Source organism: Ruegeria sp. TASC047 (genome assembly GCF_059612445.1).
This window is the reverse complement of record NZ_JBXWQP010000018.1, coordinates 1-24,645: the sequence shown is the minus strand read 5'-3', so window position 1 is coordinate 24,645 and position 24,645 is coordinate 1. Positions and strand designations below refer to the sequence as shown.

Annotated in this window: 22 protein-coding genes and 2 pseudogenes; 12 read left to right on the top strand and 12 right to left on the bottom strand. The window is 59.5% G+C overall.

What is annotated here, in order from left to right:
* Positions 1-123 precede the first annotated feature (123 nt).
* Together rpsO and AC2FLO_RS02295 are read left to right on the top strand one after the other, a co-directional pair.
* On the top strand, positions 124-393 hold the full coding sequence (gene rpsO, locus AC2FLO_RS02300; protein WP_170329634.1) for a 30S ribosomal protein S15: 270 nt from the start codon (positions 124-126) through the stop codon (positions 391-393).
* Between the two features lie 197 nt (positions 394-590).
* Positions 591-1,766, top strand: coding sequence for a S41 family peptidase (locus AC2FLO_RS02295; protein WP_496754593.1), 1,176 nt, complete (start codon positions 591-593; stop codon positions 1,764-1,766).
* A gap of 69 nt (positions 1,767-1,835) precedes the next feature.
* Here AC2FLO_RS02295 and AC2FLO_RS02290 read toward each other — a convergent pair whose 3' ends face one another.
* On the bottom strand, positions 1,836-2,735 hold the full coding sequence (locus AC2FLO_RS02290; RefSeq protein WP_496754592.1) for a hypothetical protein: 900 nt from the start codon (positions 2,733-2,735) through the stop codon (positions 1,836-1,838).
* Between the two features lie 163 nt (positions 2,736-2,898).
* Complete coding sequence (locus AC2FLO_RS02285; RefSeq protein WP_496754591.1) at positions 2,899-4,611, bottom strand: adenylate/guanylate cyclase domain-containing protein; 1,713 nt, start codon at positions 4,609-4,611, stop codon at positions 2,899-2,901.
* A 331-nt stretch (positions 4,612-4,942) separates the two neighbouring features.
* Between AC2FLO_RS02285 and pnp the strand changes: the two genes are divergently transcribed.
* Positions 4,943-7,093 (top strand): polyribonucleotide nucleotidyltransferase, encoded by a 2,151-nt coding sequence (gene pnp / locus AC2FLO_RS02280; RefSeq protein WP_209505097.1) that lies wholly within the window; start codon positions 4,943-4,945, stop codon positions 7,091-7,093.
* A gap of 176 nt (positions 7,094-7,269) precedes the next feature.
* A complete protein-coding gene (locus AC2FLO_RS02275; protein WP_496754590.1) occupies positions 7,270-8,274 on the top strand; it encodes a Hint domain-containing protein in 1,005 nt (334 codons plus the stop codon).
* A gap of 12 nt (positions 8,275-8,286) precedes the next feature.
* Here AC2FLO_RS02275 and AC2FLO_RS02270 read toward each other — a convergent pair whose 3' ends face one another.
* Entirely contained in the window at positions 8,287-8,922 is a 636-nt protein-coding gene (locus tag AC2FLO_RS02270) for a DUF1326 domain-containing protein (RefSeq protein ID WP_480506515.1), read from the bottom strand.
* 266 nt (positions 8,923-9,188) lie between these two features.
* Here AC2FLO_RS02270 and AC2FLO_RS02265 point away from each other — a divergent pair, with 266 nt between their 5' ends.
* Positions 9,189-9,878, top strand: a complete 690-nt coding sequence (locus AC2FLO_RS02265) for an outer membrane protein (protein ID WP_496754589.1) — start codon at positions 9,189-9,191, stop codon at positions 9,876-9,878.
* 130 nt (positions 9,879-10,008) lie between these two features.
* On the opposite strand, the gene AC2FLO_RS02260 is transcribed toward AC2FLO_RS02265, so the two are convergent.
* Positions 10,009-10,659, bottom strand: a complete 651-nt coding sequence (locus AC2FLO_RS02260; RefSeq protein ID WP_209598426.1) for a peroxiredoxin — start codon at positions 10,657-10,659, stop codon at positions 10,009-10,011.
* Between the two features lie 214 nt (positions 10,660-10,873).
* Between AC2FLO_RS02260 and AC2FLO_RS02255 the strand changes: the two genes are divergently transcribed.
* Entirely contained in the window at positions 10,874-12,313 is a 1,440-nt protein-coding gene (locus AC2FLO_RS02255; RefSeq protein WP_209505102.1) for an aldehyde dehydrogenase family protein, read from the top strand.
* A gap of 54 nt (positions 12,314-12,367) precedes the next feature.
* Here AC2FLO_RS02255 and AC2FLO_RS02250 read toward each other — a convergent pair whose 3' ends face one another.
* Both AC2FLO_RS02250 and AC2FLO_RS02245 read right to left on the bottom strand, forming a co-directional pair.
* On the bottom strand, positions 12,368-13,249 hold the full coding sequence (locus AC2FLO_RS02250; protein ID WP_496754588.1) for a cation diffusion facilitator family transporter: 882 nt from the start codon (positions 13,247-13,249) through the stop codon (positions 12,368-12,370).
* Positions 13,250-13,320: 71 nt separating this feature from the next.
* Positions 13,321-14,172: a bifunctional helix-turn-helix domain-containing protein/methylated-DNA--[protein]-cysteine S-methyltransferase gene (locus AC2FLO_RS02245; RefSeq protein WP_496754586.1), complete on the bottom strand. Its 852-nt coding sequence runs from the start codon at positions 14,170-14,172 to the stop codon at positions 13,321-13,323.
* Between the two features lie 117 nt (positions 14,173-14,289).
* Here AC2FLO_RS02245 and nth point away from each other — a divergent pair, with 117 nt between their 5' ends.
* Both nth and AC2FLO_RS02235 read left to right on the top strand, forming a co-directional pair.
* Positions 14,290-14,934, top strand: coding sequence for an endonuclease III (gene nth, locus AC2FLO_RS02240; RefSeq protein WP_496754630.1), 645 nt, complete (start codon positions 14,290-14,292; stop codon positions 14,932-14,934).
* Positions 14,931-15,920, top strand: a complete 990-nt coding sequence (locus tag AC2FLO_RS02235; protein ID WP_480482801.1) for an adenosine kinase — start codon at positions 14,931-14,933, stop codon at positions 15,918-15,920. Before nth ends, AC2FLO_RS02235 begins: the two co-directional genes overlap by 4 nt.
* Before the next feature lie 757 nt (positions 15,921-16,677).
* Here AC2FLO_RS02235 and AC2FLO_RS02230 read toward each other — a convergent pair.
* A pseudogene (locus AC2FLO_RS02230) lies at positions 16,678-16,923 on the bottom strand (integrase core domain-containing protein); the annotation flags it as partial.
* On the opposite strand from AC2FLO_RS02230, the pseudogene AC2FLO_RS02225 reads away from it, so the two are divergent.
* From AC2FLO_RS02225 to fahA, 3 genes and pseudogenes are all read left to right on the top strand, one after another.
* A pseudogene (locus AC2FLO_RS02225) lies at positions 16,913-17,422 on the top strand (homogentisate 1,2-dioxygenase domain-containing protein); the annotation flags it as partial. The pseudogenes AC2FLO_RS02230 and AC2FLO_RS02225 sit on opposite strands and share 11 nt — an antisense overlap.
* Positions 17,422-18,057 (top strand): maleylacetoacetate isomerase, encoded by a 636-nt coding sequence (gene maiA / locus AC2FLO_RS02220; RefSeq protein WP_496755215.1) that lies wholly within the window; start codon positions 17,422-17,424, stop codon positions 18,055-18,057. The pseudogene AC2FLO_RS02225 and the gene maiA, both read left to right, overlap by 1 nt.
* Before the next feature lie 7 nt (positions 18,058-18,064).
* A complete protein-coding gene (gene fahA / locus AC2FLO_RS02215) occupies positions 18,065-19,324 on the top strand; it encodes a fumarylacetoacetase (protein WP_496755217.1) in 1,260 nt (419 codons plus the stop codon).
* A 120-nt stretch (positions 19,325-19,444) separates the two neighbouring features.
* Here fahA and AC2FLO_RS02210 read toward each other — a convergent pair whose 3' ends face one another.
* From AC2FLO_RS02210 to AC2FLO_RS02195, 4 genes are read right to left on the bottom strand one after another with little or no spacing between them, the layout of a single operon-like run.
* Complete coding sequence (locus AC2FLO_RS02210) at positions 19,445-20,587, bottom strand: saccharopine dehydrogenase family protein (RefSeq protein ID WP_496755219.1); 1,143 nt, start codon at positions 20,585-20,587, stop codon at positions 19,445-19,447.
* A 3-nt stretch (positions 20,588-20,590) separates the two neighbouring features.
* The gene (locus AC2FLO_RS02205) at positions 20,591-21,646 is read right to left on the bottom strand and encodes a saccharopine dehydrogenase (protein WP_496755221.1); all 1,056 of its coding nucleotides are present in this window, start codon (positions 21,644-21,646) and stop codon (positions 20,591-20,593) included.
* Between the two features lie 14 nt (positions 21,647-21,660).
* Entirely contained in the window at positions 21,661-22,275 is a 615-nt protein-coding gene (locus AC2FLO_RS02200; RefSeq protein WP_496755223.1) for a glutathione S-transferase family protein, read from the bottom strand.
* Positions 22,276-22,293: 18 nt separating this feature from the next.
* The gene (locus AC2FLO_RS02195) at positions 22,294-22,944 is read right to left on the bottom strand and encodes a histidine phosphatase family protein (protein WP_209505059.1); all 651 of its coding nucleotides are present in this window, start codon (positions 22,942-22,944) and stop codon (positions 22,294-22,296) included.
* A gap of 139 nt (positions 22,945-23,083) precedes the next feature.
* Between AC2FLO_RS02195 and AC2FLO_RS02190 the strand changes: the two genes are divergently transcribed.
* Positions 23,084-24,280 (top strand): Zn-dependent hydrolase, encoded by a 1,197-nt coding sequence (locus AC2FLO_RS02190; protein WP_496811617.1) that lies wholly within the window; start codon positions 23,084-23,086, stop codon positions 24,278-24,280.
* A 132-nt stretch (positions 24,281-24,412) separates the two neighbouring features.
* Here AC2FLO_RS02190 and AC2FLO_RS02185 read toward each other — a convergent pair.
* A partial coding sequence (locus AC2FLO_RS02185; RefSeq protein WP_496806698.1) for a hypothetical protein occupies positions 24,413-24,645 on the bottom strand: 233 nt, incomplete at its 5' end.

The window sequence follows — 24,645 nt, the reverse complement described above, 5'->3', positions numbered from 1 at the left end:
TTTGGGTCAAATGCGCTTATACGCGCCCATCCGCATCGGAATCGGTGCGGTTTTCTCCATGGGCCTGTGCTGGACGACATCCCGGCCTGCGCCATCAACTCTAACCTTTTAAAGGAGACCCCGATGTCGATCACTGCCGCTGAAAAAGCACGCGTCATGCAAGAATTCGCAACCAAAGAAGGCGACACCGGTTCGCCTGAAGTACAGGTTGCTATCCTGACCTCGCGCATCAACACCCTGACCGAGCACTTCAAGACCCACAAGAAAGACAACCACGGTCGTCGTGGTCTGCTGAAAATGGTTGCTCAGCGCCGTAAGCTGCTGGACTACCTGAAGGGCAAGGAAGAGGCGCGTTACCAGGACCTGATCAAAAAGCTGGGCATCCGCCGCTAAACATATTTGTTACGTTTTGTACCGGTTCTGAATCCCGGTCTGTAAGATTTGTACGCCCGCCCAAATGGCGGGCGTTTTCTTATGTGGACGAATGTCAAGTATACCGACCGACCAATGCTGCGGGTGGTTAACTCATTCTCTGTTGGCAGGGTGAGCACAATCTGGACATTGACGAGCGGCCATGCTCATCGTGAGACATGTCGCTCACGGAAGACCTAAACAAAATTTTAGAAACTGTCCTGCGGACCGATCCCAGCTTTCAGCAGATCGAAAATGCGGTGATAGACAATTGTATTAGTGAAACCCGGCGATACGCCTTGCAGGGCTCCACCGAAGCCTTCTTGATGTCCGCGATGCGTCTATTGGCACTTCCCGACAATGGGCACACACGGCTAATCCCGAACGATGCGATCGCAGTGCTTCCGCTGAGGTTCGTGAGCGTAGGGCGTTCTGTGCAACTCTTCGGCGCGTTTCCAGAGATAAATGCACCGCGAGGAGAACTGATTGCGGTCAACGGCACAGCTTTGAGCCAGATTGAAGCCAAGGCGGAACAGTTTCTTGCGGGAACGCGCCAAAGGAAGCGAGTCATCGGACCGATTCTTTTGGCTTGGCCGTACGCCTTGGCACGTTTGGGTATTTCGTCAAACGGCGGAACGACCGAGTACCGTGTTCAGGACGAAAATGGGCAGATAACCAATCTGAAAGTGGCAAATGGAAACACTGTTCCCGGATCGATGCTCTACCCGAGAAACGAGCACGGCAAGGATGATCCAACTTGGGTGCCCGAGACTTTTGTGGAGATAAAGGATTGGCAGGATCTTGGGCTATCAATAGCGTTGCCGAGTTTTTTTACTCCGAACGAGACAACGCTGCTTAAAGCCGTCTCAGCCGCAGCGGAACGCGTGCGCGCCTGTCCGGACAGAACGCTATTGCTTGACGTTCGCGGAAACACCGGCGGCGATTTTCTTTTGACGATGCCGTTGATAGACGCGATCTCGCAAAGCGCAAGTAAGCAGGTTGTTGTGCTTGTCGATAAATTCACGTTTTCCGCGGCGATAGTGTTTGTGACCATCCTCAAACATCGTTTGGGAAACAAGCTCAAACTCATCGGGGAAGAAATGGGTGACGGGTTGATGTTCTTTGCCGAGGGCGGGTTGCTCGAATTGCCGACCAGCGGAGCGGTTGTTCGATACTCATCAGCCTTTCACGATTGGAAGAATGGAACGACAGACAAAACCACGCCACCTGAAATCGCGCGGAAGATCGTTCCCGTAGGGGCACTGAATTTGGATTTGGAATGGGTCGCAAGTCGTGCAGATAAGGATGCGGACGGCGCCTTCTATCAACGAGTTCTCAGAAGCATGAGCACTTAGGCAAACAGCCGCGACGGCACCGCGGTGCCCATCCGCGACGTCGCTCGGTATGGCTTTTGATGTCTCTGGTCAGATCGCCTGCCACTTTTTGTAGGTATCGACCGCCAAGGCGGTGTCGATCACGAACATCGCAACTGCGGTTACCATCGCCAGCATCGACACCCAGAACGACCCGCTTGCCGAGGCGACGGCCAGTGTCATGCCGCCGACGCAGGTGGCAATCGCGGCGGCTTTTTCCAGGCCGCTCATGTCGGTCAGAACGATGCCCGCAAGTTTGGTGAACCCGACAGACGCCTTGGCGACGCCCAGCATGGCCTTCATCATGGCCAGATCGCTGCCCGCCGTTCCGGCCTTGGCGATTGCACCGGCGTGGCGGCTGATCGGTCCGCTGCATTTGACGGCAATCCCGGCCCCGGCCCGCGTGACCGTCTTGGTTCCGAGCGCCTGATAAACCCCCAGTGCCGCCATGGCCATCGTGATGATATCGGCAAAGGCCTTGGCGGCGGCCCCAATAAAGGTGTTCAGCGCGGCCTTCTTGCGCTTTTTCCTGCTGGTGCCCAGCGGTGCCCCCAAAAGCGGTGTGTCCCCCTGCATCAGGATCAGGCTGTCCGCGGTTTCCCGCACCGAAAACGGCGCGGCATCGACGGGAACCGTGGCGGCTTCGGCCTCGGGTATCGGGTCGGGGGACAGGAACCGTGCCTTGATCTGCGCCTGCTGGTCCGCCGGTAGCGCCCGGATATCGGCCCCTTCGTCTGAGGCATAAAGCTCTTGCCATGCGCTTTCCATGATCGCGGCCACGTCCGCCGCACTTGGTTCGGCGGCGGGGGCTGTCATCAGCGGCATCTTCGGGCCTGCACCAAGGTCGACGTCCTCGACCGCGTCCTCGGGGAGCTTGTCGAGCATTTCGATGAATGACTCGTCGAACACATCAGGGTTGAATGAAATGCCAGAGGCGGAATGGAGCTTCATGGGTAAACCTACTTTCATTAACTTTGACACAATAAGCCTGCACAATAGACGAGTTTTGAATTCTCTCTGTGGTGAACATCACACTTGAACATCCGGACGCCGCCAGCCGGCGCGCGCGCGGAGTTTCGTGACAGCAGCTGAACGCGTATCTGTAGATCAGCCGTTATTCGGGAAGACCGGCCTTTTTCCACCCTTCGCGCCAGCTTTCCGCACAGGCCGGAACGGTAAAGACCGGCAGTCTGGTCTGATCCGAGGAAGCGGTGATATCGGGGCGCAGCGCTTGCAGGTCGCTTATCGCCGCCTGCGCCGCTGCGGCATCCGACATCTGGCCCAAGGCGGCAATAAGCATCAGGTGGCTCATGACAAATCCGGACCGAACGGCCAGAGCGTCACGCGCGGCGGCGGCGGCCTCGTCATACCGGCACAGCTGAAAAAGCGCACTTGCCCGGGCGATATGCGCCGCATGGCGCATCGGGTCTTTCGGGCTGAGTTCAATGGCATGTGTTGCGTGTTCCAATGCCTCGTCCGACCGGTTCAACATGCACAGGTTGATGGAGGCGAGCATGTGAACACTTGCAGCATTGGGGTTTTCGGCCAGTGCCTGTTTGAACGCCGCCCGCGCGCGCGGCAGGTCGCGGGCCAGCATCGAGATTGAATGCGCTGCATAAGCCATGGCAATGCCGTCGGCGCGGTCGCTCATGAGAACGCGTTCTGCCGCGCTGATGGCGGCCCTGGGCCCTTCGCCGATGGGGTCGAGCCCCTGCACAAGGCGCTGAATATGCAGCCAGGCCAGCAGCCCTGCGGCTGCGGCGTAATCCGGGTCGCGGTCCAGCGCCAGCGTCGTCAGCTGGATGGCTTCGCGATTGGCGTCATCTGTCAGCAGATGAAAATGCGACTGCGCCTGAAGATAGAGTTCATAGGCTTCGAGGTTTTCGGTCGGCTTGGCGCGGGACCGGTTCGTTTCGGCGTGGCGCAGCGAAGGTTCGATCGCCGTGACGACCTCTTGCGTGACCTTGTCCTGAAGCTCGAAGATATCGTCCAGCACCCCGTCAAAGCGATCGGCCCACAGGTGGCTGCCATTTTCCGCATCGATCAACTGACCGGTGATCCGGACACGCTGTCCGGCGCGGCGGACGGACCCTTCCAGCACATACCGAACCCCGAGCGTCAGGCCGACCTGGCGGATATCTGTCGTTTTTCCCTTGAAGATGAAGGACGAGTTGCGGGCCACGACCATCAGCCAGCGAAAGCGCGACAGTTCCGTGATGATGTCTTCGGTTATGCCGTCGGCAAAGAACTCTTGCTCGGGGTCGCCGGACATGTTGTCGAAGGGCAGAACGGCGATCCCCGGGCGGGTGTCGGCGGGTTTTGCAAGATTGGCGGTTGAGCCCTTTGGCCAGCACCAGAGACCAACGCGGCGCGTGATGTTCTTCAACTCGGCCTGCCCGCCGCCGTCGAACAGGGCTGCATCGCCCCGGTCGAGACTGTGATGCGCCGTGTCCGAAATCAGGATCTGATCGGGTTTGGCCAGAGCTTCGAGCCGGGCAGCGACATTGATGCCATCACCGAAGATGTCCTCGCCTTCTGTAATGACCTCACCCGTGTGAATACCGATGCGCAGCCGCAGCCCTTCGGGCTTGTCGCAGGATTGTAGGGCAATCGCAAAATCCGACGCGTCGGACGTTGACTGGAATTCGGCGATCCAGCCATCCCCCATGCTTTTGATCAATGTGCCGTTGTGGGATTTCAGCAGGGCAGTGAGCGTGTCGTCACGGAACGATTTCAGCGCTGCAAGTGTACCCTGCCGGTCCTGATCCATAAGCGCCGAGTACCCGACAACGTCAGCCGCCAGCACTGTCGTAAGCCGTCTTTCCATTCGCACCCCCCGATGAAAGTTAGGTTAGCGCAGTGATCCGGTTCTGTCAGGCCATTTCCCGGACGGCGGCAATGGCACGCCGCAAACCATCATGCGGCCCTTGTGCCTTGTGTCGCGCTGCGAGGGGTCAGGGCCTGCCTCAGCATGATCCGGCCAGCTTTTTCGGTTTCGCTTTCCTTCCAACGCATTCTCATGTATGCGCGCGGTATCTGAGACGTTGTGCCCTGACCCCGGCACTCGAACGGAAGATAAATGGGGTCGGCGGCAATGGGGCCGCCATGCAAAACCGGAGACCCGCAGGGGCGGGAGTGCTCCGTTCTAGGATACGCATATGTTTGATGTAACGAAGAAATCGATGCAGTGGGGCGAGGAGACGCTGACACTGGAAACCGGCAAGGTTGCCCGTCAGGCCGACGGCACCGTGATTGCCACGCTGGGCGAAACCAGCGTCATGGCCAACGTGACCTTTGCCAAGAGCCAAAAACCCGGTCAGGACTTTTTCCCGCTGACCGTACATTACCAAGAGAAATATTATGCCGCCGGTAAGGTTCCGGGTGGCTTCTTCAAGCGCGAAGCGCGCCCGACCGAGAAAGAAACGCTGACCGCGCGTCTGATCGACCGTCCGATCCGCCCGCTGTTCGTTGACGGTTTCAAAAACGAAGTTCTGGTGATGTGCACCGTGCTGAGCCACGATCTGGTCAATGATCCCGACATCGTCGCGATGATCGCCGCGTCGGCTGCGCTGACCATTTCCGGCGCGCCGTTCATGGGCCCGATCGCCGGTGCCCGCGTTGGTTTCGTGGATGGCGAATACGTCCTGAACCCGACCGTGGATGACATGCAGGACCTGCGCCTGAACCCTGAACAGCGTCTGGATCTGGTTGTTGCCGGTACCAAAGACGCCGTGATGATGGTGGAATCGGAAGCCTATGAGCTGTCCGAGGCCGAAATGCTGGGTGCCGTGACCTTTGCGCATGCACAGATCCAGCCGGTCATCGACCTGATCATTTCGCTGGCCGAAGACGCCGCGAAAGAGCCGTTTGAATTCGTCGCACCCGATTACTCGGAGCTTTACGCCGCTGTTTCGGCTGCCGGTGAAGAGCAGATGCGCGCCGCGTTCGCGATCACCGACAAGCAGGAGCGCACCGCCGCTGTTGCCGCTGCCCGTGAAGCGATCAAGGAAGCGCTGACCGAGGAACAGCTGGAAGACGCCAACCTTGGTTCGGCGATGAAGAAGCTGGAAGCCGGTATTCTTCGCGGTGACGTCGTCAAGGGCGGCAAGCGCATCGACGGTCGTTCGACCACCGATGTGCGTGCCATCGAAGCCGAAACCTCGCTGCTGCCGCGCACACACGGCTCTGCCCTGTTCACCCGCGGTGAAACCCAGGCGCTGGCCGTGACCACGCTGGGCACCGGCGACGATGAGCAGTTCATCGACGCGCTGCACGGCAACTTCAAATCGAACTTCCTGCTGCATTACAACTTCCCCCCCTATTCGGTTGGTGAAGTGGGCCGCGTGGGTTCGCCCGGCCGTCGCGAGATCGGTCATGGTAAGCTGGCATGGCGCGCGCTGCAGGCGGTTCTGCCTGCGCCGACCGACTTCCCCTATACCATCCGCGTGGTGTCCGAGATCACTGAATCCAACGGCTCCAGCTCGATGGCGTCTGTCTGCGGCGGATCGCTGTCGATGATGGATGCGGGTGTTCCGCTGAAAGCTCCGGTTGCCGGTGTGGCCATGGGTCTGATCCTGGAAGATGACGGGTCTTACGCAGTTCTGACCGACATTCTGGGTGACGAAGACCACCTGGGCGACATGGACTTCAAGGTTGCGGGTACTGCAAACGGCATCACCTCGCTTCAGATGGACATCAAAGTCGCGGGCATCACGCCTCAGATCATGGAAACCGCCCTGGCACAGGCCAAGGACGGCCGGATGCACATCCTGGGCGAGATGGGCAAAGCCCTGTCCGAGACCAACGAGTTCTCGGTCCACGCGCCGCGCATCGAGACCATGAACATCCCGACCGACAAGATCCGTGAAGTGATCGGTTCGGGCGGCAAGGTCATCCGCGAGATCGTCGAGGTTTCGGGCGCCAAGGTCGACATCAACGACGATGGCGTCATCAAGATCGCATCGCCCGATGGGGAATCGATCAAGAAAGCCTATGACATGATCTGGTCGATCGTGGCCGAGCCGGAAGAAGGTCAGGTCTATACCGGCAAGGTGGTCAAGATCGTCGATTTCGGTGCCTTCGTGAACTTCTTTGGCAAGCGCGACGGTCTGGTCCACGTGTCCCAGATCGAAAACCGCCGCCTGAACCATCCGTCGGATGTTCTGAAGGAAGGTCAGGAAGTGAAGGTCAAGCTGCTGGGCTTTGACGATCGCGGCAAGGTTCGCCTGTCGATGAAAGTGGTCGACCAGGAAACCGGCGAAGAGATCGTTCCCGAGAAGAAAGAAAAGAAAGAGGAAAGCGCAGAGTAATCTGCCCACCCTCTGATTGAATGCGAAAGGCCCCGGTTTCGACCGGGGCTTTTTTTGTCGGCGCGGTCAGGAGTGTCGGGCGTCCCGTGGCTTGGTAAATCAATTATTAACACTTAATGCGTGTATTTACTCAACCATAAGGATGATCATGTTGCATTCAGGGATGCTTTTCGACCGTGGCCTCGATAACCGTTTTCGAAATCAGCGCAGACCCCTACAGCAATAAAAGCGTCGATATTACTGCCGCTTATTCCGTTGATATCACCGACAATGACGCCCTGTTGCAGGATCCCGACCCTGACAGCGCGCAGCTTGATCTGTCGGCCCTGCCCGGTATTTCCGGGACAAGCCAAAATTTCAGCACCTTCGAAAGCTATTCGGGAACGGTGAACGGGGCGCCTGTCACCTTCATTCTGGTTCAGTTCTCGAACCCGCGCTACATCATCGTCACCTCGGGTCAGGCGCAGCTGAACGATACGATCACGGGGACCAGCTTTGGCGGGACGGCAGCGCCAACTACTTATCAGACCCTGCCGTCTTTCGTGTGTTTTACCGCCGGGTCCCTGATCCGGACACCCGCCGGGCTGCGCCGGGTCGAAACCCTGAACCCCGGCGACCCGGTTGTCACTGCCAAGGGCCATATCCGCCCGGTGCGCTGGATCGGCAGGCGTCGCTTGTCAGCGCAGGAGTTGCAACAGGACCCTCATCTCTGTCCGGTTCGGATCATGGCGGGATGTTTCGGGCCAAACAGCCCCAGCCGTGATCTGGTCGTCTCGCCACAACACCGGATCGCCGTCACCTCGGCGATGATGGAGCTGATGCATTGCGAGACCGCAATGCTGGCCCCGGCCAAGGGATTGATCAACGGGCGGACAATCGTTCAGGAACTGCCCGCGCAAGGGGTCGAGTATGTCCATATCCTTTTTGACCGGCATGAGTTGGTGAATGTCGAAGGGGTCTGGTCCGAATCCTTCTATCCCGGCGACACGACACTGGGCGCGATGGCTCCCGCCACAAGGCGCGAGCTGTTCACCCTGTTCCCGGATCTGGCCTGCGGTGCCGGTGGCTATGGGTCAACCGCGTTGCCGGTGCTGAAACCCTTTGAGGTTCGGGTGCTGAAGGCGGATCTGACGCTGCCCTGCTGGTCATCGGTCCCGAACACATCTGCGCACGCCGCCTGACAGGGGTGCCGATCAGTGGGTAACCCCGCCGGGCCCATGTTTCAGAAGATGCCACTGGCCATAGCTGTCCTTCAGGTCCAGCTTTATCGCGGCATCAGAGCGGGTCGAGGCGCTGCCAATCTCGGCAATGGAAAACTCGATCCCGCCCGGGATATCGATGCGGACCCGATGCGCGCCGCCACCATGCGGGGCCTGAATCGGCTGTCCGGTGGATTTCAGAACATCACCAACGGTAACGCTGGCCGTACGCTCTTCGAGGTCCATCTCGAACTCGATCGGCAGGTAGAGCGTGTCATGAACCGTCTCGCACATCGCCCTGAACACATACCAATGCGTCGCCATCTCTTCGGTTTCTTCACCGTGAAAGACCTTTTCCAGCGCGTCGCGCTGTGCCGGGGTTGCTGCGGGATCAACGATCACCTGCATCTCGCCGCCGCCTTCAAAGATCGGCCCCGGCCAGGCATAGATCAGCGCGGCTTTGGTCCCGCTGAGGTCGGTGTCGCCGAAATGCCCTTTGGTCACCTCCAGCACTTCGAAGCCTCGGCAATCGCCATGGGTCGGCAACTCTTCGAACTGGCAGGGGCAGGCATAGCCGCAGTTGCAGTTCCCAAAACTCTCTCCTTCAACATACCAATCTGTAAAAGCCATGGTCTTCTCCTGCTTTGAACAGTCCGAAAGCCCGAGGTGATTGGTCGCATGCCTGAGTTTTGCCCCTAAGCACCCTATCACAATTCGGCGCGAACCAGAACCTGAGGGGCCCGAAGAAGCCGATGAACAGCGCTGCCCCAGCCCCGGATCTATTCATTCACGCGCGTCCAAAACCCTGTGAGGCGAAGTGATAACCTCGCGCCTTTCCTTTCCGTCAAACCCGCCCACATCGAGGCCAAGCAGAGTTTGGAGCAACGGAGACAATCATGTTCAAGCACATTTTACTTACCTCAACGGCCCTCGCCGCCAGCGCGACGGCGCTTGCCGCGCAGAGCCTTGGCGACGGCACCTATGTTCAGGGTTTTGTCGGGTACAGCCAGCTGCAGGACAGCGATTTCGCAGGCACGATCGGCGGCGCGCACCAATCCGTCGACACAGAGTTCGACGCGGGATTCGGCCTGGGCGTGGCCATCGGCAAGGAAATCCCGCAATGGTCCAATGACAGGTTCGGCACACGGATTGAGCTGGAGCTGTCTTACCGCGACAGCGACGTGGATGGTGTGAACTTCTCGGGCAACGGGCCGGGTGCCGAGGGCAATATTTCGGGCGATGTCACTCAGACCTCATTGTTTGCCAATGTGCTGTTCGATTTCAAACAGGCGGGTGCGCTGACGCCCTATGCCGGGTTTGGTCTGGGGGCCACCTATTCGGATCTGGATTTTGCCTATGGGCCCGGTGTGGCGCTGGATGACAGCGACACCGCCTTTGCCGCGCAGCTGATCGCCGGTGTGGCTTACCAGATCAACCCGTCAACCGCCTTTACCGTCGACGCCCGCTATGCCCGCGCCTTTGACGTCTCGTCGCGGCGACTGGCCCCGAACGGCGCGTTGACCGGGACCGTCGAAGACGATCTGGATACGTTCAGTGTCAATTTCGGGCTTCGGTACAAGTTCTGAGGTCCAGGGGCAGGTCTCCCTTCGGTTACCCTGCCCCCGCCTGCTTCATCTGGCCCCAAATATCCTCGGGGGGAAATCGTGCCGGCAGGCACGATGGGGGGCAGACAGCCCCCCTGACCCGGCAACCGGCTTAAGACGGCGCTTTGGTCTTGCGCAGATAGGGAAAGATCGTCTCGAACGCGCCGAATTTGGCTTTGGCGTCTTCGTTCGACACAGAGGGCGGGATGATCACGTCTTCACCCGGCACCCAGTTGGCAGGCGTTGCGACACCCTTCGACGACATCTGCAACCCGTCCAGCGCACGCAGGATTTCCGCAAAGTTGCGGCCCACGGTCATCGGATAGGTCATCGACAGCTTCAGCTGCTTGTCCGGGCCGATGATAAAGACCGACCGCACGGTGGCGCTGTCAGCCGGGGTGCGGCCATCGGGCAGGTAGGCTTCGGCTGGCAGCATGTCGAAGGCTTTCGACACCGCCAGACCCTCATCAGCGATGATCGGGAAACCGGGATTGGCCTTGCCGTATTCCTCGATATCCTTCTTCCACTTCTTGTGGTCTTCGACACCGTCAACCGACACGCCGATCACCTTGGTGTTGCGCGCGGCCCATTCGTCGTTCAGCTGCGCGACGGCCGAGAATTCGGTGGTGCAGACAGGCGTGAAATCCTTGGGGTGCGAGAACAGAATGGCCCAGCTGTCGCCAATCCAGTCGTGAAACTGAACGGTGCCCTGATCTGTTTCTGCGGTGAAGTTCGGGACCGTATCGTTGATGCGCAAACCCATGGCTACTTCCTTTCCTGTTGAAAATCCGAGTCGATTGCCTGAAACCTAATCACTTTGTGCAAAGGTTAAACCTTTCATCGTGGTTGCGGCCAAGGAATTCGCCGGTTTCACTGGAAAAATAATTTGATCAAATTATCTATTGCCCCCTGTTCGCTTGGGTGACAGAGTGTCGGCGAACAGCCGGATTCTAGCTGAACCGACAGGAGGGCTCAGGATGATCGAAAAGCGGAATTTCTATATCAATGGTCAATGGGTCGCGCCGTCGCAACCCAATGATTTCGAGGTCATCAACCCCTCGACCGAGGAGCCGTGCGCGGTGATCTCACTGGGTGGGCAGGCCGACACGGATGCGGCAGTTGCCGCCGCCAAGGCCGCCCTGCCGGGCTGGATGGCAACGCCGGTAGAGGCCCGCATCGCACTGGTCGAGAAGCTGATCGACATCTACCAGACCCGCGCGGAAGATCTGGCGCAGGCCATGTCGCTGGAAATGGGCGCGCCGATTGACATGTCGCGCAGCCAGCAAGTTGGTGCAGGCACATGGCATTTGCAGAACTTCATCCGCGCCGCCAAGGCGTTTCAGTTTGAACGCCCTCTGGGGGATCACGCCCCGAATGACCGGATCATCTATGAGGCGGTTGGCGTGGCCGCATTGATCACGCCCTGGAACTGGCCGATGAATCAGGTCACGCTCAAGGTCGGTGCAGCAGCGATTGCGGGCTGCACGATGGTTCTGAAACCCTCCGAGCAAAGCCCGCTGAATGCGATGATCTTTGCCGAGATGATGGACGAGGCAGGGTTCCCGCCCGGTGTGTTCAATCTGGTGAACGGCGATGGCGCGGGCGTTGGCTCGCAGCTGTCGGGTCATCCCGATGTGGATATGGTCAGCTTTACCGGCTCGACCCGTGCGGGTACGGCGATTTCGAAGAACGCGGCGGAAACGCTCAAGAAAGTGCATCTGGAACTGGGCGGAAAAGGCGCCAATGTGGTCTTTGCCGATGCCGATGAAAAGGCTGTCAAACGCGGCGTGCTGCATATGATGAACAACACCGGCCAGAGCTGTAACGCGCCGAGCCGGATGCTGGTGCAGCGCCCGATCTATGATCAGGCCGTTGAGATCGCGGCCGAGGTCGCCAGCAAGGTCACCGTGGGCAGTGCAGCAGAAGAGGGCCGCCATATCGGACCCGTCGTGAATGAGGTTCAGTGGACCAAGATTCAGGACCTGATCCAGAAAGGTATCGACGAAGGGGCGCGGCTGGTCGCGGGCGGCACCGGACGCCCCGAGGGGCTGAACAAGGGCTATTATGTCCGCCCGACGGTCTTTGCCGATGCCAACAACCAGATGACCATCGCCCGCGAGGAAATCTTTGGCCCGGTTCTGACCATGATCCCCTTCGACACCGAGGAAGAGGCTGTCGAGATCGCCAATGACACACCTTATGGCCTGACCAATTATGTGCAGACGCAGGACAAGGCGCGCGCCAACCGCATGGCACGGGTTCTGCGGTCGGGCATGGTCGAGATGAACGGCCAGTCGCGCAGCGCGGGCTCTCCGTTTGGTGGGATGAAGCAATCCGGCAACGGGCGCGAAGGCGGCGTTTGGGGGCTGGAGGACTTTCTGGAAGTCAAATCCGTCGGCGGCTGGGCGGCTGAGTAATACACCCAGCGCAATGCGAGATGAGAGGGCGGGGCAACGCGGTTGCCTCGCCCTTTATGCTTTTACAGCGAGATTACCTTCCACTTCGGTGTCCGGCTCGAGGTGAATTACAAAAACCGAGCCGGGGAAATTCGCGGTCAGGGCTGCCTCGATATCATCACAGATTTCATGCGCGGCTGAGACTGACATTGCACCATCGACCACCAGATGGAACTCGACAAAGACGATATTCGCCGATCTGCGACCGCGAAGATCGTGATATTCCAGCGCGGGTCCAAGATGGGCTTCGATTGTACTGCGGATAACGTTCAAATCCGGCTCGGAAAGGGTCACGTCCATCAACCCATCGACCGAGTTTCGGATGACCTTCCATCCTTCCCACAGAATGTTCAGCGCGACCAGGATCGCCATGATCGGGTCCAGGATCAGCCAGCCTGTCGCCAGCGCAAGCAGAATACCCGCCAACACCCCAACGGAGGTAACAACATCTGTGAAGATGTGTTTCGCACTGGCCACCAACGCCGGTGATACGTGCCGCCGACCGACCCGCAGCAGGATCAACGCCCAGACACCGTTCAGCCCTGTGGCCAAGACATTGACCGCAACGCCGCGCATCGGCGCCTGTTCCAGATGCGGGGATGGCAAGGCAAGAATAGCTTCGCGGATGATCAGCAATGCGGCCAGAACGATCAGCGTGCCTTCGACAACGGCCGACAGATACTCTACCTTCTTGTGACCGAACGGATGCTTTTCGTCAGGCGGCTTTCGGGCAATTGAAACCGCGAAGAAGGCTAACAGCGCCGCGATCACGTTGACCACCGACTCCATTGCATCGGACAGAAGGGCGACAGACCCCGTCAGCCACCATGCCAGGAGTTTCAGTGCCAACACCGCGATGGAAACTGGGATCGACCAAAGAGCAAACTTTTGGATCATCAAACCGGATTCTTGCTGCCTCGGCGCAGGTCTAACACTTTGCCCGACGGGCGAGTACCTATAAAATCCGGTCAGGCGTCGGCCTTTGCCGCCTCATAGGCCAGCATGGCCCGTTTGACCGGCAGACCCCAATGATAGCCGCCCAACCCCCCGGATTTGCGCAGGGCGCGGTGACACGGGATCAGCCAGCTGACCGGGTTGCGCCCGACGGCCGTGCCCACCGCGCGCACGGCCTGCGGCGAACCCACGCGCTGCGCGATCTCGGAATAGGTCGTCACCTGCCCCGACGGGATGTGCATCAGTGCTTCCCATACCTTGATCTGCAAGGGTGAGCCGATCAGGTAGAGCGGTGTCGGCTCTGACCGGTCGCTGGCCGTGCCGAATGCGCTGAGAACCCAGGGGCGCAGGCGCATCGGATCTTCGACATAATCCGCGTTGGGCCAGCGCGAGACCATATCCTCCATCGCCGCCTTCTCTCCGGTTTCGGCCCCGAAGGCGATGCCGCAGATGCCCTTGTCGGTGCCCATGACCAGCGCGGGGCCAAAGGGGCATTCGAACCAGCCCCAATAGATCGTCAGACCCGCGCCCCTGCGGGCATATTCGCCAGGGCTCATGGATTCCCATTTCAGGAACAGATCATGCAGGCGGCCGCTGCCGGACAGGCCGACATTATGGGCGGTTTCAAGCGTGGTGAACCGTTCGCGCAGCAGCGCCTTGGCATGGCCCAGCGTCAGGTATTGCTGGTACCGTTTTGGCGACACACCGGTCCAGCGCGAGAACAGGCGCTGGAAATGGGCCTGGCTCATGTCCATCTGGCGGGCCAACTCATCAAGGCTCAGGCCCTCGCCGCCCTGATCGATCAGCTCGATTGCCCGGCGCATGACGTTGTAGTGGTATCCGCTTTCGGGGGTCTGGACGTTCATGGTTGCACCTCATTGTCTGGCACAAACCATAGCGCGCGCGACACGCTGCCGCGACCCGGAACTTGCGCATTGGCTTTGGGCTTGTGTCGCGGCCCCTCGGGCGGCATTAAGGCCCGGATGGCAAAGCAACTCGACTATCATACGATCCGCGAGATCTTTACGCGCTTTCAGGAAGCCGACCCCGAACCCAAGGGCGAGCTTGAGCATGTGAATGTCTACACGCTGGTCGTGGCCGTGGCGCTGTCGGCGCAGGCAACCGATGCGGGGGTCAACAAGGCCACGCGCGAGTTGTTCAAGATCGCCGATACGCCGCAAAAGATGCTGGATCTGGGCGAAGAGGGCCTGATCGAGCATATCAAGACCATCGGCCTGTTCCGCCAGAAGGCCAAGAACGTCATCAAGCTGAGCCGTATTTTGGTCGAAGACTATGGCGGTGAAGTCCCAAATTCCCGCGCAGCGCTGCAATCGCTGCCGGGTGTCGGACGCAAGACCGCCAACGTTGTGCTGAACATGTGGTGGCGGCAGCCGGCGCAGGCTGTGGACACGCACATCTTTCGCGTCGGCAATCGCACCGGCATCTGCCCCGGCAAGGACGTGGACGCGGTCGAGCGCGCCATCGAAGACAATATCCCCGCCGATTTTCAACTCCATGCGCATCACTGGCTGATCCTGCATGGCCGGTACCATTGCAGGGCGCGCAAGCCGCAATGCCCGACCTGCATCATCCGTGATCTCTGTCAATTCGAGGACAAGACATTATGAAAACCTACCAGCTGACCGGTATCGGAAATGCCGTTGTGGACGTGATCTCGCAGGCCGATGACAGTTTCCTGGAACTGATGGGCATTGAAAAAGGCATCATGCAGCTGATCGAGCAGGAGCGTGGCGAGCTGCTGTATGCCTCGATGGAGGGTCGGGTACAGACACCGGGCGGGTCTGTTGCCAACACGATTGCGGGCGCAGGTGCGCTGGGGCTGGATGCTGCCTTTATCGGGCGGGTGCATGACGATGCGCTGGGCCGGTTCTATGCGGATGCGATGAACGAAGATGGCGTCGATTTCGTCAACCCGCCGGTTCCGGGCGGGGAATTGCCGACCTCGCGCTCGATGATCTTTGTCTCGCCCGATGGCGAGCGGTCGATGAACACCTATCTGGGCATCTCCTCGGAACTGTCGTCGCATGACGTGCCCGATGAGGTCGCCGGAAGCAGCCAGATCATGTTCCTTGAGGGCTATCTGTTCGACAAGGAAAAGGGAAAGGCCGCGTTTCTTGAGGCCGCGCGCGCCTGCCACAAGGGCGGCGGCAAGACCGGGATCGCCATTTCCGACCCGTTCTGCGTGGAACGGCACCGGGTCGATTTCCTGCTGCTGATCGAGAATGAGCTGGATTTCGTCATCGGCAACGAGGCCGAAATCAAATCGCTGTTTGAAACCGACGATCTGGAAGAGGCGCTGATCAAGACCGCCGAGATTTGCCCGCTGGTGGTTTGCACGCGCTCGGGTGATGGCGTGACCGTCCTGAACGGAGGCGCGCGCATCGACGTGCCGGTCAAGAGGATCGTGCCGGTAGACGCAACCGGTGCCGGTGACCAGTTCGCCGCGGGGTTCCTGTATGGAATGGCCACAGGGCGCGATTACGAGACCTGCGCCAGGATCGGCAACGTCTGCGCCCGCGAGGTCATCAGCCATATCGGCCCAAGACCCGAGGCGGATATGCTGGAATTGTTGCGGGAAGAAGGGCTGCTTTGAGCCCATTTTGTTGAAAGACTCCTCCTTTATCGAAGGCTGAACGGCCAATCCGCATGTTGCGGGCTGGGTATTGCGTTGTGATCCGGTCCGCGCGGTGGTTTTGTGAAGAGGCGCAACTGGCTTGAAGTCATTCGGACAATGGTTGCCCACTCATAGAAGCGTGCTGCCTTTTTGAGTGTCCAATCATTCTCACACTTGAGGGTGTTTGCTTGATTTAACCTCTGTCTGCGCGCAAGTGCCTTGGATTTTGGTCTTCGTTGCCCCAAGTTTGCGCCGGAGCACACAACGCAGACCCAGAAACACGTGCGGCGCGCCAGTGTCGATTGGCGCGTGGACGAGAGGCATATCCTAGTCTGCGGCAAAAGCGGGACCCATCAACGCATGCAACAGTCCCGCAATGCCGGTGTATCCGAAGAAGTCTGAACGTCAATGAACGCTCTTGTATTTTAGCCGAGTTGTTTGGTCCACAAAACAACGCGTTCGATCTCTTGGATCAGGCAATCTTGAAAATCCCTGTCTATCTGTGAAGCGTTGATGCCAATTGGTTCAACGACCGCAAACCGATAGAGAGGAAGGTCCTCTACGATCCGCGGCCGTCCTTTGTTCCCTTGCAACCAATGAAAAGCCGTAAAAGCATCCACGAGAGGCAACCCACCGCAGGATTTGCTAAGAGTAAGTGCAGCTAAAGATGTTTCGACAGTCCCCGGTGGGCGCTCACCCTCTTGAGCAGCCTCATCTGACTGGTCCATTTTGATTGTTAGTGCATGATCGGCCTCTGATCCATCGGAATGATGGCTTCAGGAGCTGGTGGTTTGTAGCCCAATGCACTGTGGGGCCTTTTTGTGTTGTAGTGTTTCCTCCACTCTTCGATCAGGATTTGCGCTTCGCGCAGGCTGTAGAATACCTCGCCGTTGAGAAGTTCATCCCGCATCCGCCCGTTGAAGCTTTCGCAATATCCGTTTTCCCAGGGTGACCCTGGCTCGATGTAGGCGGACTTCGCGCCGTATAAGTACGGTCTGACGACATATTGTCCGGTTGGTGCGATCCTGTTTGACTATCCGGATCCCTCGATCTTCACTGTGCTGACGGCGCCCTCGGGCCAGCCCGGCACCGTGAATATCGACTTCGTTCTGTCCCGTGAACGTTGGATAGTGGCCGAGAACACCTTCCGCCCACCGTAGTATCACAAGAACATCATGTCCGAACTAATGGGCAACATTTACGGCCAGTATGACGCCAAGCCGCAGGGCTTTATCCCCGGCGGCGTCAGCCTGCACAATATGATCTTGCCGCACGGGCCAGACCGCGACGCGTTCGAGGGTGCCTCGAACTCGAACCTTGGGCCTGAAAAGCTGGACAACACCATGTCCTTCATGTTCGAGACCCGCTTCCCGCAGCACCTGACAGCCTTCGCCGCGAACGAAGCCCCGCTGCAGGACAATTACATCGACTGCTGGGACAGCCTTGAGAAGAAGTTCGACGGGACACCAGGTAAGAAATGATGGGTCTTAAGTTATATACCTATTGGAGATCTACCACATCCTATCGGGTGCGTATCGCATTAAACCTGAAGGGTGTGCCGTTCGAAAGCTGCCCGGTCAATCTGGTGAAAGGCGAGCAAAGAAGCGCAGCCTATCAAGCGATGAACCCCGGCAAGGGCGTCCCTGTGTTAGAGCTTGAGGATGGCACCAAGTTGACCCAATCTCTGGCTATCCTTGATTATCTTGACCGCGCCTATCCCGACCCGGCGCTTCTGCCGGACGACCCGATTGCGCGGGCCAAGGTGATGGCGGCGGCGCATGTGATTGCGCTGGACATCCATCCGGTGAACAACCTGCGCGTTGTTCAACATTTGGACGGGATGGGGCACAGCAAAGCGGAAAGTGTGGACTGGATGGTCCACTGGATGAACGAAGGTCTGACCGCGTTTCAGGCTATGCTGCCACAAGGCACCCGCTTTTCCTTTGGCGACATGCCATCGCTTGCGGATATCTGCCTTGTATCGCAGCTTTACAACGGGCATCGCTGGGGTGTGGACATGACGCCCTCTGCGCGTCTGACCGAAATCGAAGAAACCTGTCTGGCCCTGTCCGCCTTCGCCGATGCGCGACCCGAGGTACAGCCGGATGCCGAGTGAGGATCACATGAGCCAACTGAAAAAGTCATGGGTGGACAGCGCGAACTCTGCCGAGACCCCCTTTCCCCTGAACAACCTGCCTTATGGTGTGTTTTCGACCTCAGACAGCGCACCGCGCTGTGGCGTGGCCATCGGGGATATGATCCTCGATATGCACGCAGCCGAAGAAGCTGGCCTGATCGAGATTGGTGATGAACCCGTTTTCGACGTGCCCTTCTGGAATGAATTGATGGAGCAGGGATCGGACGCATGGGCCGCCCTGCGCGCCCGTCTGGAACAGCTGCTGGGCGAGGCCTCGACCGAACGTGACACTGTTGAGCCTCTGTTGGTCGCCCAAGCCGATGCCGAGCTGCACATGCCGTTCCTTGTGTCCGAATACACCGACTTTTATGCCGGTCGTCAGCACGCCGCGAACATGGGCGCGATCCTGCGCGGCTCGCCCGATCTGCCGGCCAACTGGCTGCACATTCCGATCGGTTATAATGGTCGCGCGTCCTCGGTTGTGATCTCAGGTACGCCGATTCACCGCCCGAACGGTCAGCTTAAAGCGCCCGACGCCGAGATGCCCAGCTTTGGCCCCTCGATGCGTCTGGATATCGAGCTGGAAATGGGCGCCATTGTTGGCAAGCCGTCCGAGTTTGGCCAGCCGATCACCGTGGATGAAGCCGACGACATGATCTTCGGCTATGTGCTGCTGAACGACTGGTCCGCGCGTGACATCCAAGGCTGGGAATACCAGCCGCTTGGACCGTTTCAGGGCAAGGCGTTTGGCACCTCGATCAGCCCCTGGATCGTGACCGCCGCCGCATTGGAAACGTTCCGTGCGCCAACGCCCGAACGCGAAAAAAAGCTTCTGCCCTACCTCGACGGCTCAAAGGACGGCCTTTACGACATTGAGCTTCAGGTGCTGATGCAGCCTGATGGAGCCGAGAAGGCGAGCGTCGTTGGCGAAACCAACTACTCCCGCATGTATTACTCGGCCGCCGAACAGCTCTGCCACCACGCCATCGGCGGCTGTGCGATGAATGTGGGCGACCTTCTGGGGTCTGGCACGATCTCAGGCCCAACCAAGACGGAATACGGTTCTCTGATGGAGATGAGCTGGGCTGGTCGCGAGCCCTTCACGCTCGATACCGGCGAAACCCGGACTTTCATCGAAGACGGAGACACCCTGACCCTGCGCGGTGCGGCCAAGGGCGAAGGCTTCCAGATCGGCTTTGGCGATTGCGTCGGGCAAATCCTGCCCGCGGTTAACTGGCCCAAGTAAGTGGCGAGCAGGGCAACATCGGTTGTTCCGCACCCGCTGTTTGAAAAACCTGTGATCCCACTCGATCATGTTGTTCAAAAAAGCCATTCCAGAAACTCTGGAATGGCTTTTTGGGTGCGATCAGGCCGTATGATCCACGATCTGCAAGTGCTGGGCCAGCCGGTCGACCTCGGCCATCCAGCCTTGTACCAGTTTTGGGTCGCTTGGGGCTGCGTGAACACCTGCCGGGATGGCGCGGTTCATAACGGCCTCGACGGCAAGTGAAACCGGGATCGAAACCAGGCGCGCCATCGCTGTACCGCGCTCGTCGCCCCAGGCGTCCATGACATAGGTCTTGTGCCAGACAGGGACGCCGTCTTTCTCGGCTTTCAATCCAACACACAGCACAACGCGGTCGGGCTCACCCTCATCATAGGCGTTTTCGCTCCAGAACTGGTCGGACATCTCTTTCAGACGCGCATCCCCTTCCGGGCCCGACAGGGTTTCGATTTCACGGAACACGTCTGACCACGCATCCGCCCAGCCGTTCAGGCGCAGGGTGCCGCGGACAAATTCCCTGACGGGCCAGTGATCCTCGAACTGGTACTGCGCCTTGAACGGGATCGAGTCGCGGTTGGGATAGACCTCGAAACTTTCCGGCGTTGGCAGCGGCGCGATATAGCTGCTGATCGCATCCCACGGGCGGGCAACGTCCAGCGGGGCATAGTCTCGGATCGACTTTGAAGGCGACCGAAGCGCCTTGAGCACACCCAACGGCGACCAGCTGAACTTGTAGCGGAACGGGTTCGGGATTTTGGGAATGCCACCGCAATACGAAATAAAGCTCAGGTGGTTTTGCGGATCGAACACATCCGAGGCGCGATAGTCATCGACCAGCGCATGCGCCATCAGGTGGTCGATGCCCGGATCCAGACCAACTTCGTTGACCAGCGCCACACCGGCCTCGCGCGCCTTGTCGTCCAGTGCGCGCATTTCGGGCGCGATGTAAGACGACGACACGAAATTGGCCTGCTTGGCAATCGCCAGTTCCGCCAGTGGTACGTGCCAGTCGCCCGGCAACATGGACACGATCACGTCGCCCTTTCCAAGCACATCACCCAGAGCGTCGATGTCGAACGCCCGTATGTCGTCGGTTAGGTCTCCGACCTCGGCCTTGGCTTTTTCGATCGTCCGGTTCCAGACGGTGACCTTGTGGCCACCTTCGATCAGACGGCGCAGGCCGGGGATGGCCGACAGGCCGGTGCCACACCAGTGAATCGTCATCGCTCAGATCCCTTCGATATGTGTTTTGTAAATCGCTTCTGCCCGACCCCAGACGCCGCTGTCCAGATGGGTCAGGGTCAGAAGCGACGGCAAAAGCTGTGCCGCATAATCTTCCGAACTTTCGACCGGCAGCATCGACGGCAGGTTATCGATGGCCATCACGTCCATCACCGGATCGGTTGCCACGCGCAAAGCAGGCGCGTCCCATGTGGTTGCACGGTCATAGACCGGCACCGGGTTGTAATCACTGTCCGGGTCGCAGGCGACATCGCCGATGGCGGTCAGGTTGCGCGGGGCAGTCAACGCCTCACGCGGAACAAAGACCGGGGTTCCGGGGCGCGCGAAGATGCAGTTCAGGAACAGGTCGTGGTCCAGAATTTCGGGAAACGGCCCGCCGCTTGCGGTTTCCGCCATGTCCCATTTGGTGACGTCGACGCCCATCGCGTCGCACAGGTCTGCGGCCCCCGTACCCACGCGACCCAGTGCACCGATGACGATGGCGCGGGGGCGTGGGGCTCTGGTCGCGTCCAACTCGGCCAGCAATTCGGCGTTCAGAACGTCTTTGCCTGCATACACCCCAACCGGCGGGCATTCCTCGCCCCGTTGTTGCGCCGCCCATGTCTTGAGCGTTACCGCAGCGCCTGCATAACCAGCCCAATAGCCAAAGGCGGCAACCCGGCGGCTGTCTTCGCTCACCAGGTATTCCAGATCATAAAGCGTACCGCCCCCTGCCTTGAACCGCTCCAGCAGCGCGCGACCCGAATGCTGACCCTTATAGGCGTGGCCGAACATGATGTGGCGATGGGGCAGTGGGGTGCCATCTTCGGGCAATTCTTTGAGGCCAAAGATGATCGCATCCCGCGGGGCCTCGGGCCACGAATTCTCAGCCGCGATTGCACAGCCAGCGTCCTTGTAACCATCAATCGGAATGGCGCGGACATGGCTTTCCTCGACCGTCACGCGGATGCCGGCTGCGATCAGTGCCGCGGCCCCTTCGGGTGTCAGCCCCACCCGTTCCTCGTTCGGGCGCTGTTCCGCCCTGACCCAGAGATGTGTCATCTTATTTCCTTTTGTCAGAGCATCCCGGCAGCGCGCACCGCCTGAACCGAAGGCCGTGCCTCCATCGCCTTGCGGAAGGCGAGAATTTTGGGGAAGGCCGAGACATCGACGCCGTCGCCTTCCAGCCAGCTGCAAACCACATAAAGATAGGCATCGGCCAGAGAGAACGCGTCCCCCAGAACAAACGGCCCGCGCAACCCGTTTGACGAGATATAGTCGCAAGATGCCGTCATCGTTTGCGCGACCTTGTCCGTCATGTCTTTCCAGCTGGACTTCTTGTCGGCCCAGCGATGCCCGCGCAGCTTGTGGGCGTGGTTCACATGCATGGTCGAGGCCAGATAGAACATCACCTCGCGCATGCGGGCGGCCATGACCGGATCAGCTGGCACCAATTCGGCCTCGGGTGCCTTGGCCGCAATATATTCCAGCAACGCGCCGGTCTCGGTCAGGATGCCGCCATCGACTACCAGCGCCGGAACGCGCCCCTTGGGATTGATCTGCTTGTAGGCCGGTTTTGTCTGTTCCCCATCGGCAAAGTCCAGCTTGATTGCTTCATAGTCCAGCCCGGCCTCTTCCAGAGCAATCGCAACAGCGACCGAGATGGTTCGGGGTGCATAATAAAGCTGCATCAGGGATCTCCGATCTGGTTAGAGGTGGGTTTGCGCGAACTGCCGGTCGGGTGCTTCCAGATGCGGCACCGCATTGAACAGGACCGGGCTCAGCTGTGCGCCAATCGGGTGCAGACGATGCATCGACGTGTTCATGATGGCAAGGGCCACCCGCGCCATCGACGGGATGTCCAACCCCATCGCCTGCCGCACCACCATCGAGATCAACCCGCCCGAGGTCACGACGATGGCCGGTCCGCCCTCGGTCCCGATCTCGTGCAATGCATCGCGGACGCGGGCTTCGAACGCATCGAAGGATTCCGGCGCGTTCTCGATCTTTCCGCTGGCCCAGGCCGCGAAGGTTTTGGGCAGGTGTTCGACAAATCCCTCGCGATCGGTCGGGATTTCGACGCCGTGCTGTTCTTCGAACAGCTGTGCAAGGGTGAAATACTCGATCTCGTTCAGCCGTGCGTCGCAGACAGGATCGGTTAATCCCATGCTGGTGACCGTCTCGGTATGGCGGGTCAGGGTGCCACAATAGACGCGTGTATAGTGGCTGCGGGTGTCACGCAGATGCGCGCCCAGCCAGCGAGCCTGTTGATGGCCCAGATCGCTCAGCTTGTCATAGCTTGCTTCGTCGCGCGCCGTCGTGTTTGCCTGCCCGTGCCGCACCAATGTGATATGTGACATGTCGCTCCCTCTTGCGCCGAAGTCTTAGGGCAGGTTCCCTGCCGGGACCAGAGGGGTTTCTTGATCTCACCGGAAAAACATTCGCAGCTGTCCGGTTTCTGGCTATGGTCGCCCTGACCAACTGCGCCCGGAGGGATTCATGGCCGTCGACCACACGCGTTTTCTGGATGATCTGCACAAGCTGCGTGAATTCGGTGCCTCAGGTGTGGGCAAAGGGGTCATCCGCCCGGCCTATTCCAAAGCGGATATCGCGGCGCGCCAATGGCTGGCGGACCGTATGGCCGACACGGGTCTGACACCGCATTTCGACCCGGTCGGCAACCTGTTCGGGTTGGCGCCCGGCCGCTCTCTGCTCATGGGGTCGCATTCCGACAGCCAGCCCGAAGGCGGCTGGCTGGATGGCGCGCTCGGCGTGATCGCCGCGCTCGAGATCGCGCGGTCCAGCGACCAGCCGATCTCGGTCGTCAGTTTTCAGGACGAAGAAGGCCGGTTCGGTGTGACCACAGGCTCGGCGGTCTGGTCCGGCGGTCTGCCTCTGGACAAGGCCGATGTGTTGACCGACGGTGCCGGCGTCAGCTTTGGCGAGGCCCGATCTTCCATGGCGGATCTGTCGCAGGGTTTTGTCGATCCCGCGCGGTTCAGCGGCTTTGTCGAGATGCATATCGAACAGGGCCCCTCTCTGGACGCAGCGAACGAGCAGATCGGCGTCGTGACCGATATCGTCGGCATCCGGGACATGTCGGTCACTTTCGAAGGGCAGCAGAATCACGCGGGCACCACACCGATGCATTTGCGCCGGGATGCGTTTCAGGCGTTGTCACTGTTCAACACGCGCCTCAACGAACGGGTTCGCAACGTGGTGACACCACAAACCGTCTGGACCATCGGGCGGGTCGATCTTCACCCCAATGCGTCGTCCATCGTGCCGGGTCGGGCGCGGTTCTCGATGCAGTGGCGCGATGGCGATCCGGATCGGCTGTCGCGGATGGAGGAGATCATCCGTACCACAGCGCAGGAAATAGCCAGCGAACAGGACATGGTGCTGACCTACGGCCCTTTGCTCGGGTTGGAACCCGTCACGATGGATCAGACGCTGCGCGCGGCGCTGGAACATGGGGCCGAACAGGTGGCCCCCGGCAAATGGCGCAGGATGCCGTCGGGCGCGTTGCACGATGCCACAAACGTGTCGCGCCTGATGCCCGTTGCGATGCTGTTCGTGCCCTCAATCAACGGTGTCAGCCACGATTTTGCCGAAGATACCGCCGAAAGCGATCTTGTCGCCGGGCTGAGGGTGCTGGATCTCGCAGTGCAGTCATTTGATGGACAGGCGCGATAAGGTGCAGGCAAAATACCGTTTTTTCAGGCCATTGCAGTCGGCTTGCCTGGTGTTATCGTTGCGTTAGAAGCCTTGATCGGCAAACCCTTGCAGAGGCCAAATGACAAATGTTGCCTAACGGAAAAAAGTTTCCTATAGGAACGCGATGGATGCATACGCCCGCATACAGACTTGCCCCACAGGTGGCGCGCCGGTTCGCAAGTTGACCGGAATCGTTGCAATACTGACTACTTGAGGCAGACTGACGGGAATGCGTTCGAAACCGAAAGATACGAAAAGGTATCCAAGATGACCGAGATTAGACGCACGCCGTTGTATGGGCTTCACGTTGAGTTGGGCGGCAAGATGGTTGATTTTGCCGGGTG

Excerpts from the sequence above, each read along its gene's own strand:
- rpsO (WP_170329634.1), top strand. The coding sequence starts at position 124 with ATGTCGATCACTGCCGCTGAAAAAGCACGCGTCATGCAAGAATTCGCA.
- AC2FLO_RS02295 (WP_496754593.1), top strand. The coding sequence starts at position 591 with ATGTCGCTCACGGAAGACCTAAACAAAATTTTAGAAACTGTCCTGCGG.
- AC2FLO_RS02290 (WP_496754592.1), bottom strand. The coding sequence starts at position 2,735 with ATGAAGCTCCATTCCGCCTCTGGCATTTCATTCAACCCTGATGTGTTC.
- AC2FLO_RS02285 (WP_496754591.1), bottom strand. The coding sequence starts at position 4,611 with ATGGAAAGACGGCTTACGACAGTGCTGGCGGCTGACGTTGTCGGGTAC.
- pnp (WP_209505097.1), top strand. The coding sequence starts at position 4,943 with ATGTTTGATGTAACGAAGAAATCGATGCAGTGGGGCGAGGAGACGCTG.
- AC2FLO_RS02270 (WP_480506515.1), bottom strand. The coding sequence starts at position 8,922 with ATGGCTTTTACAGATTGGTATGTTGAAGGAGAGAGTTTTGGGAACTGC.
- AC2FLO_RS02265 (WP_496754589.1), top strand. The coding sequence starts at position 9,189 with ATGTTCAAGCACATTTTACTTACCTCAACGGCCCTCGCCGCCAGCGCG.
- AC2FLO_RS02260 (WP_209598426.1), bottom strand. The coding sequence starts at position 10,659 with ATGGGTTTGCGCATCAACGATACGGTCCCGAACTTCACCGCAGAAACA.
- AC2FLO_RS02255 (WP_209505102.1), top strand. The coding sequence starts at position 10,874 with ATGATCGAAAAGCGGAATTTCTATATCAATGGTCAATGGGTCGCGCCG.
- AC2FLO_RS02250 (WP_496754588.1), bottom strand. The coding sequence starts at position 13,249 with ATGATCCAAAAGTTTGCTCTTTGGTCGATCCCAGTTTCCATCGCGGTG.
- AC2FLO_RS02245 (WP_496754586.1), bottom strand. The coding sequence starts at position 14,172 with ATGAACGTCCAGACCCCCGAAAGCGGATACCACTACAACGTCATGCGC.
- nth (WP_496754630.1), top strand. The coding sequence starts at position 14,290 with ATGGCAAAGCAACTCGACTATCATACGATCCGCGAGATCTTTACGCGC.
- AC2FLO_RS02235 (WP_480482801.1), top strand. The coding sequence starts at position 14,931 with ATGAAAACCTACCAGCTGACCGGTATCGGAAATGCCGTTGTGGACGTG.
- maiA (WP_496755215.1), top strand. The coding sequence starts at position 17,422 with ATGGGTCTTAAGTTATATACCTATTGGAGATCTACCACATCCTATCGG.
- fahA (WP_496755217.1), top strand. The coding sequence starts at position 18,065 with ATGAGCCAACTGAAAAAGTCATGGGTGGACAGCGCGAACTCTGCCGAG.
- AC2FLO_RS02210 (WP_496755219.1), bottom strand. The coding sequence starts at position 20,587 with ATGACGATTCACTGGTGTGGCACCGGCCTGTCGGCCATCCCCGGCCTG.
- AC2FLO_RS02205 (WP_496755221.1), bottom strand. The coding sequence starts at position 21,646 with ATGACACATCTCTGGGTCAGGGCGGAACAGCGCCCGAACGAGGAACGG.
- AC2FLO_RS02200 (WP_496755223.1), bottom strand. The coding sequence starts at position 22,275 with ATGCAGCTTTATTATGCACCCCGAACCATCTCGGTCGCTGTTGCGATT.
- AC2FLO_RS02195 (WP_209505059.1), bottom strand. The coding sequence starts at position 22,944 with ATGTCACATATCACATTGGTGCGGCACGGGCAGGCAAACACGACGGCG.
- AC2FLO_RS02190 (WP_496811617.1), top strand. The coding sequence starts at position 23,084 with ATGGCCGTCGACCACACGCGTTTTCTGGATGATCTGCACAAGCTGCGT.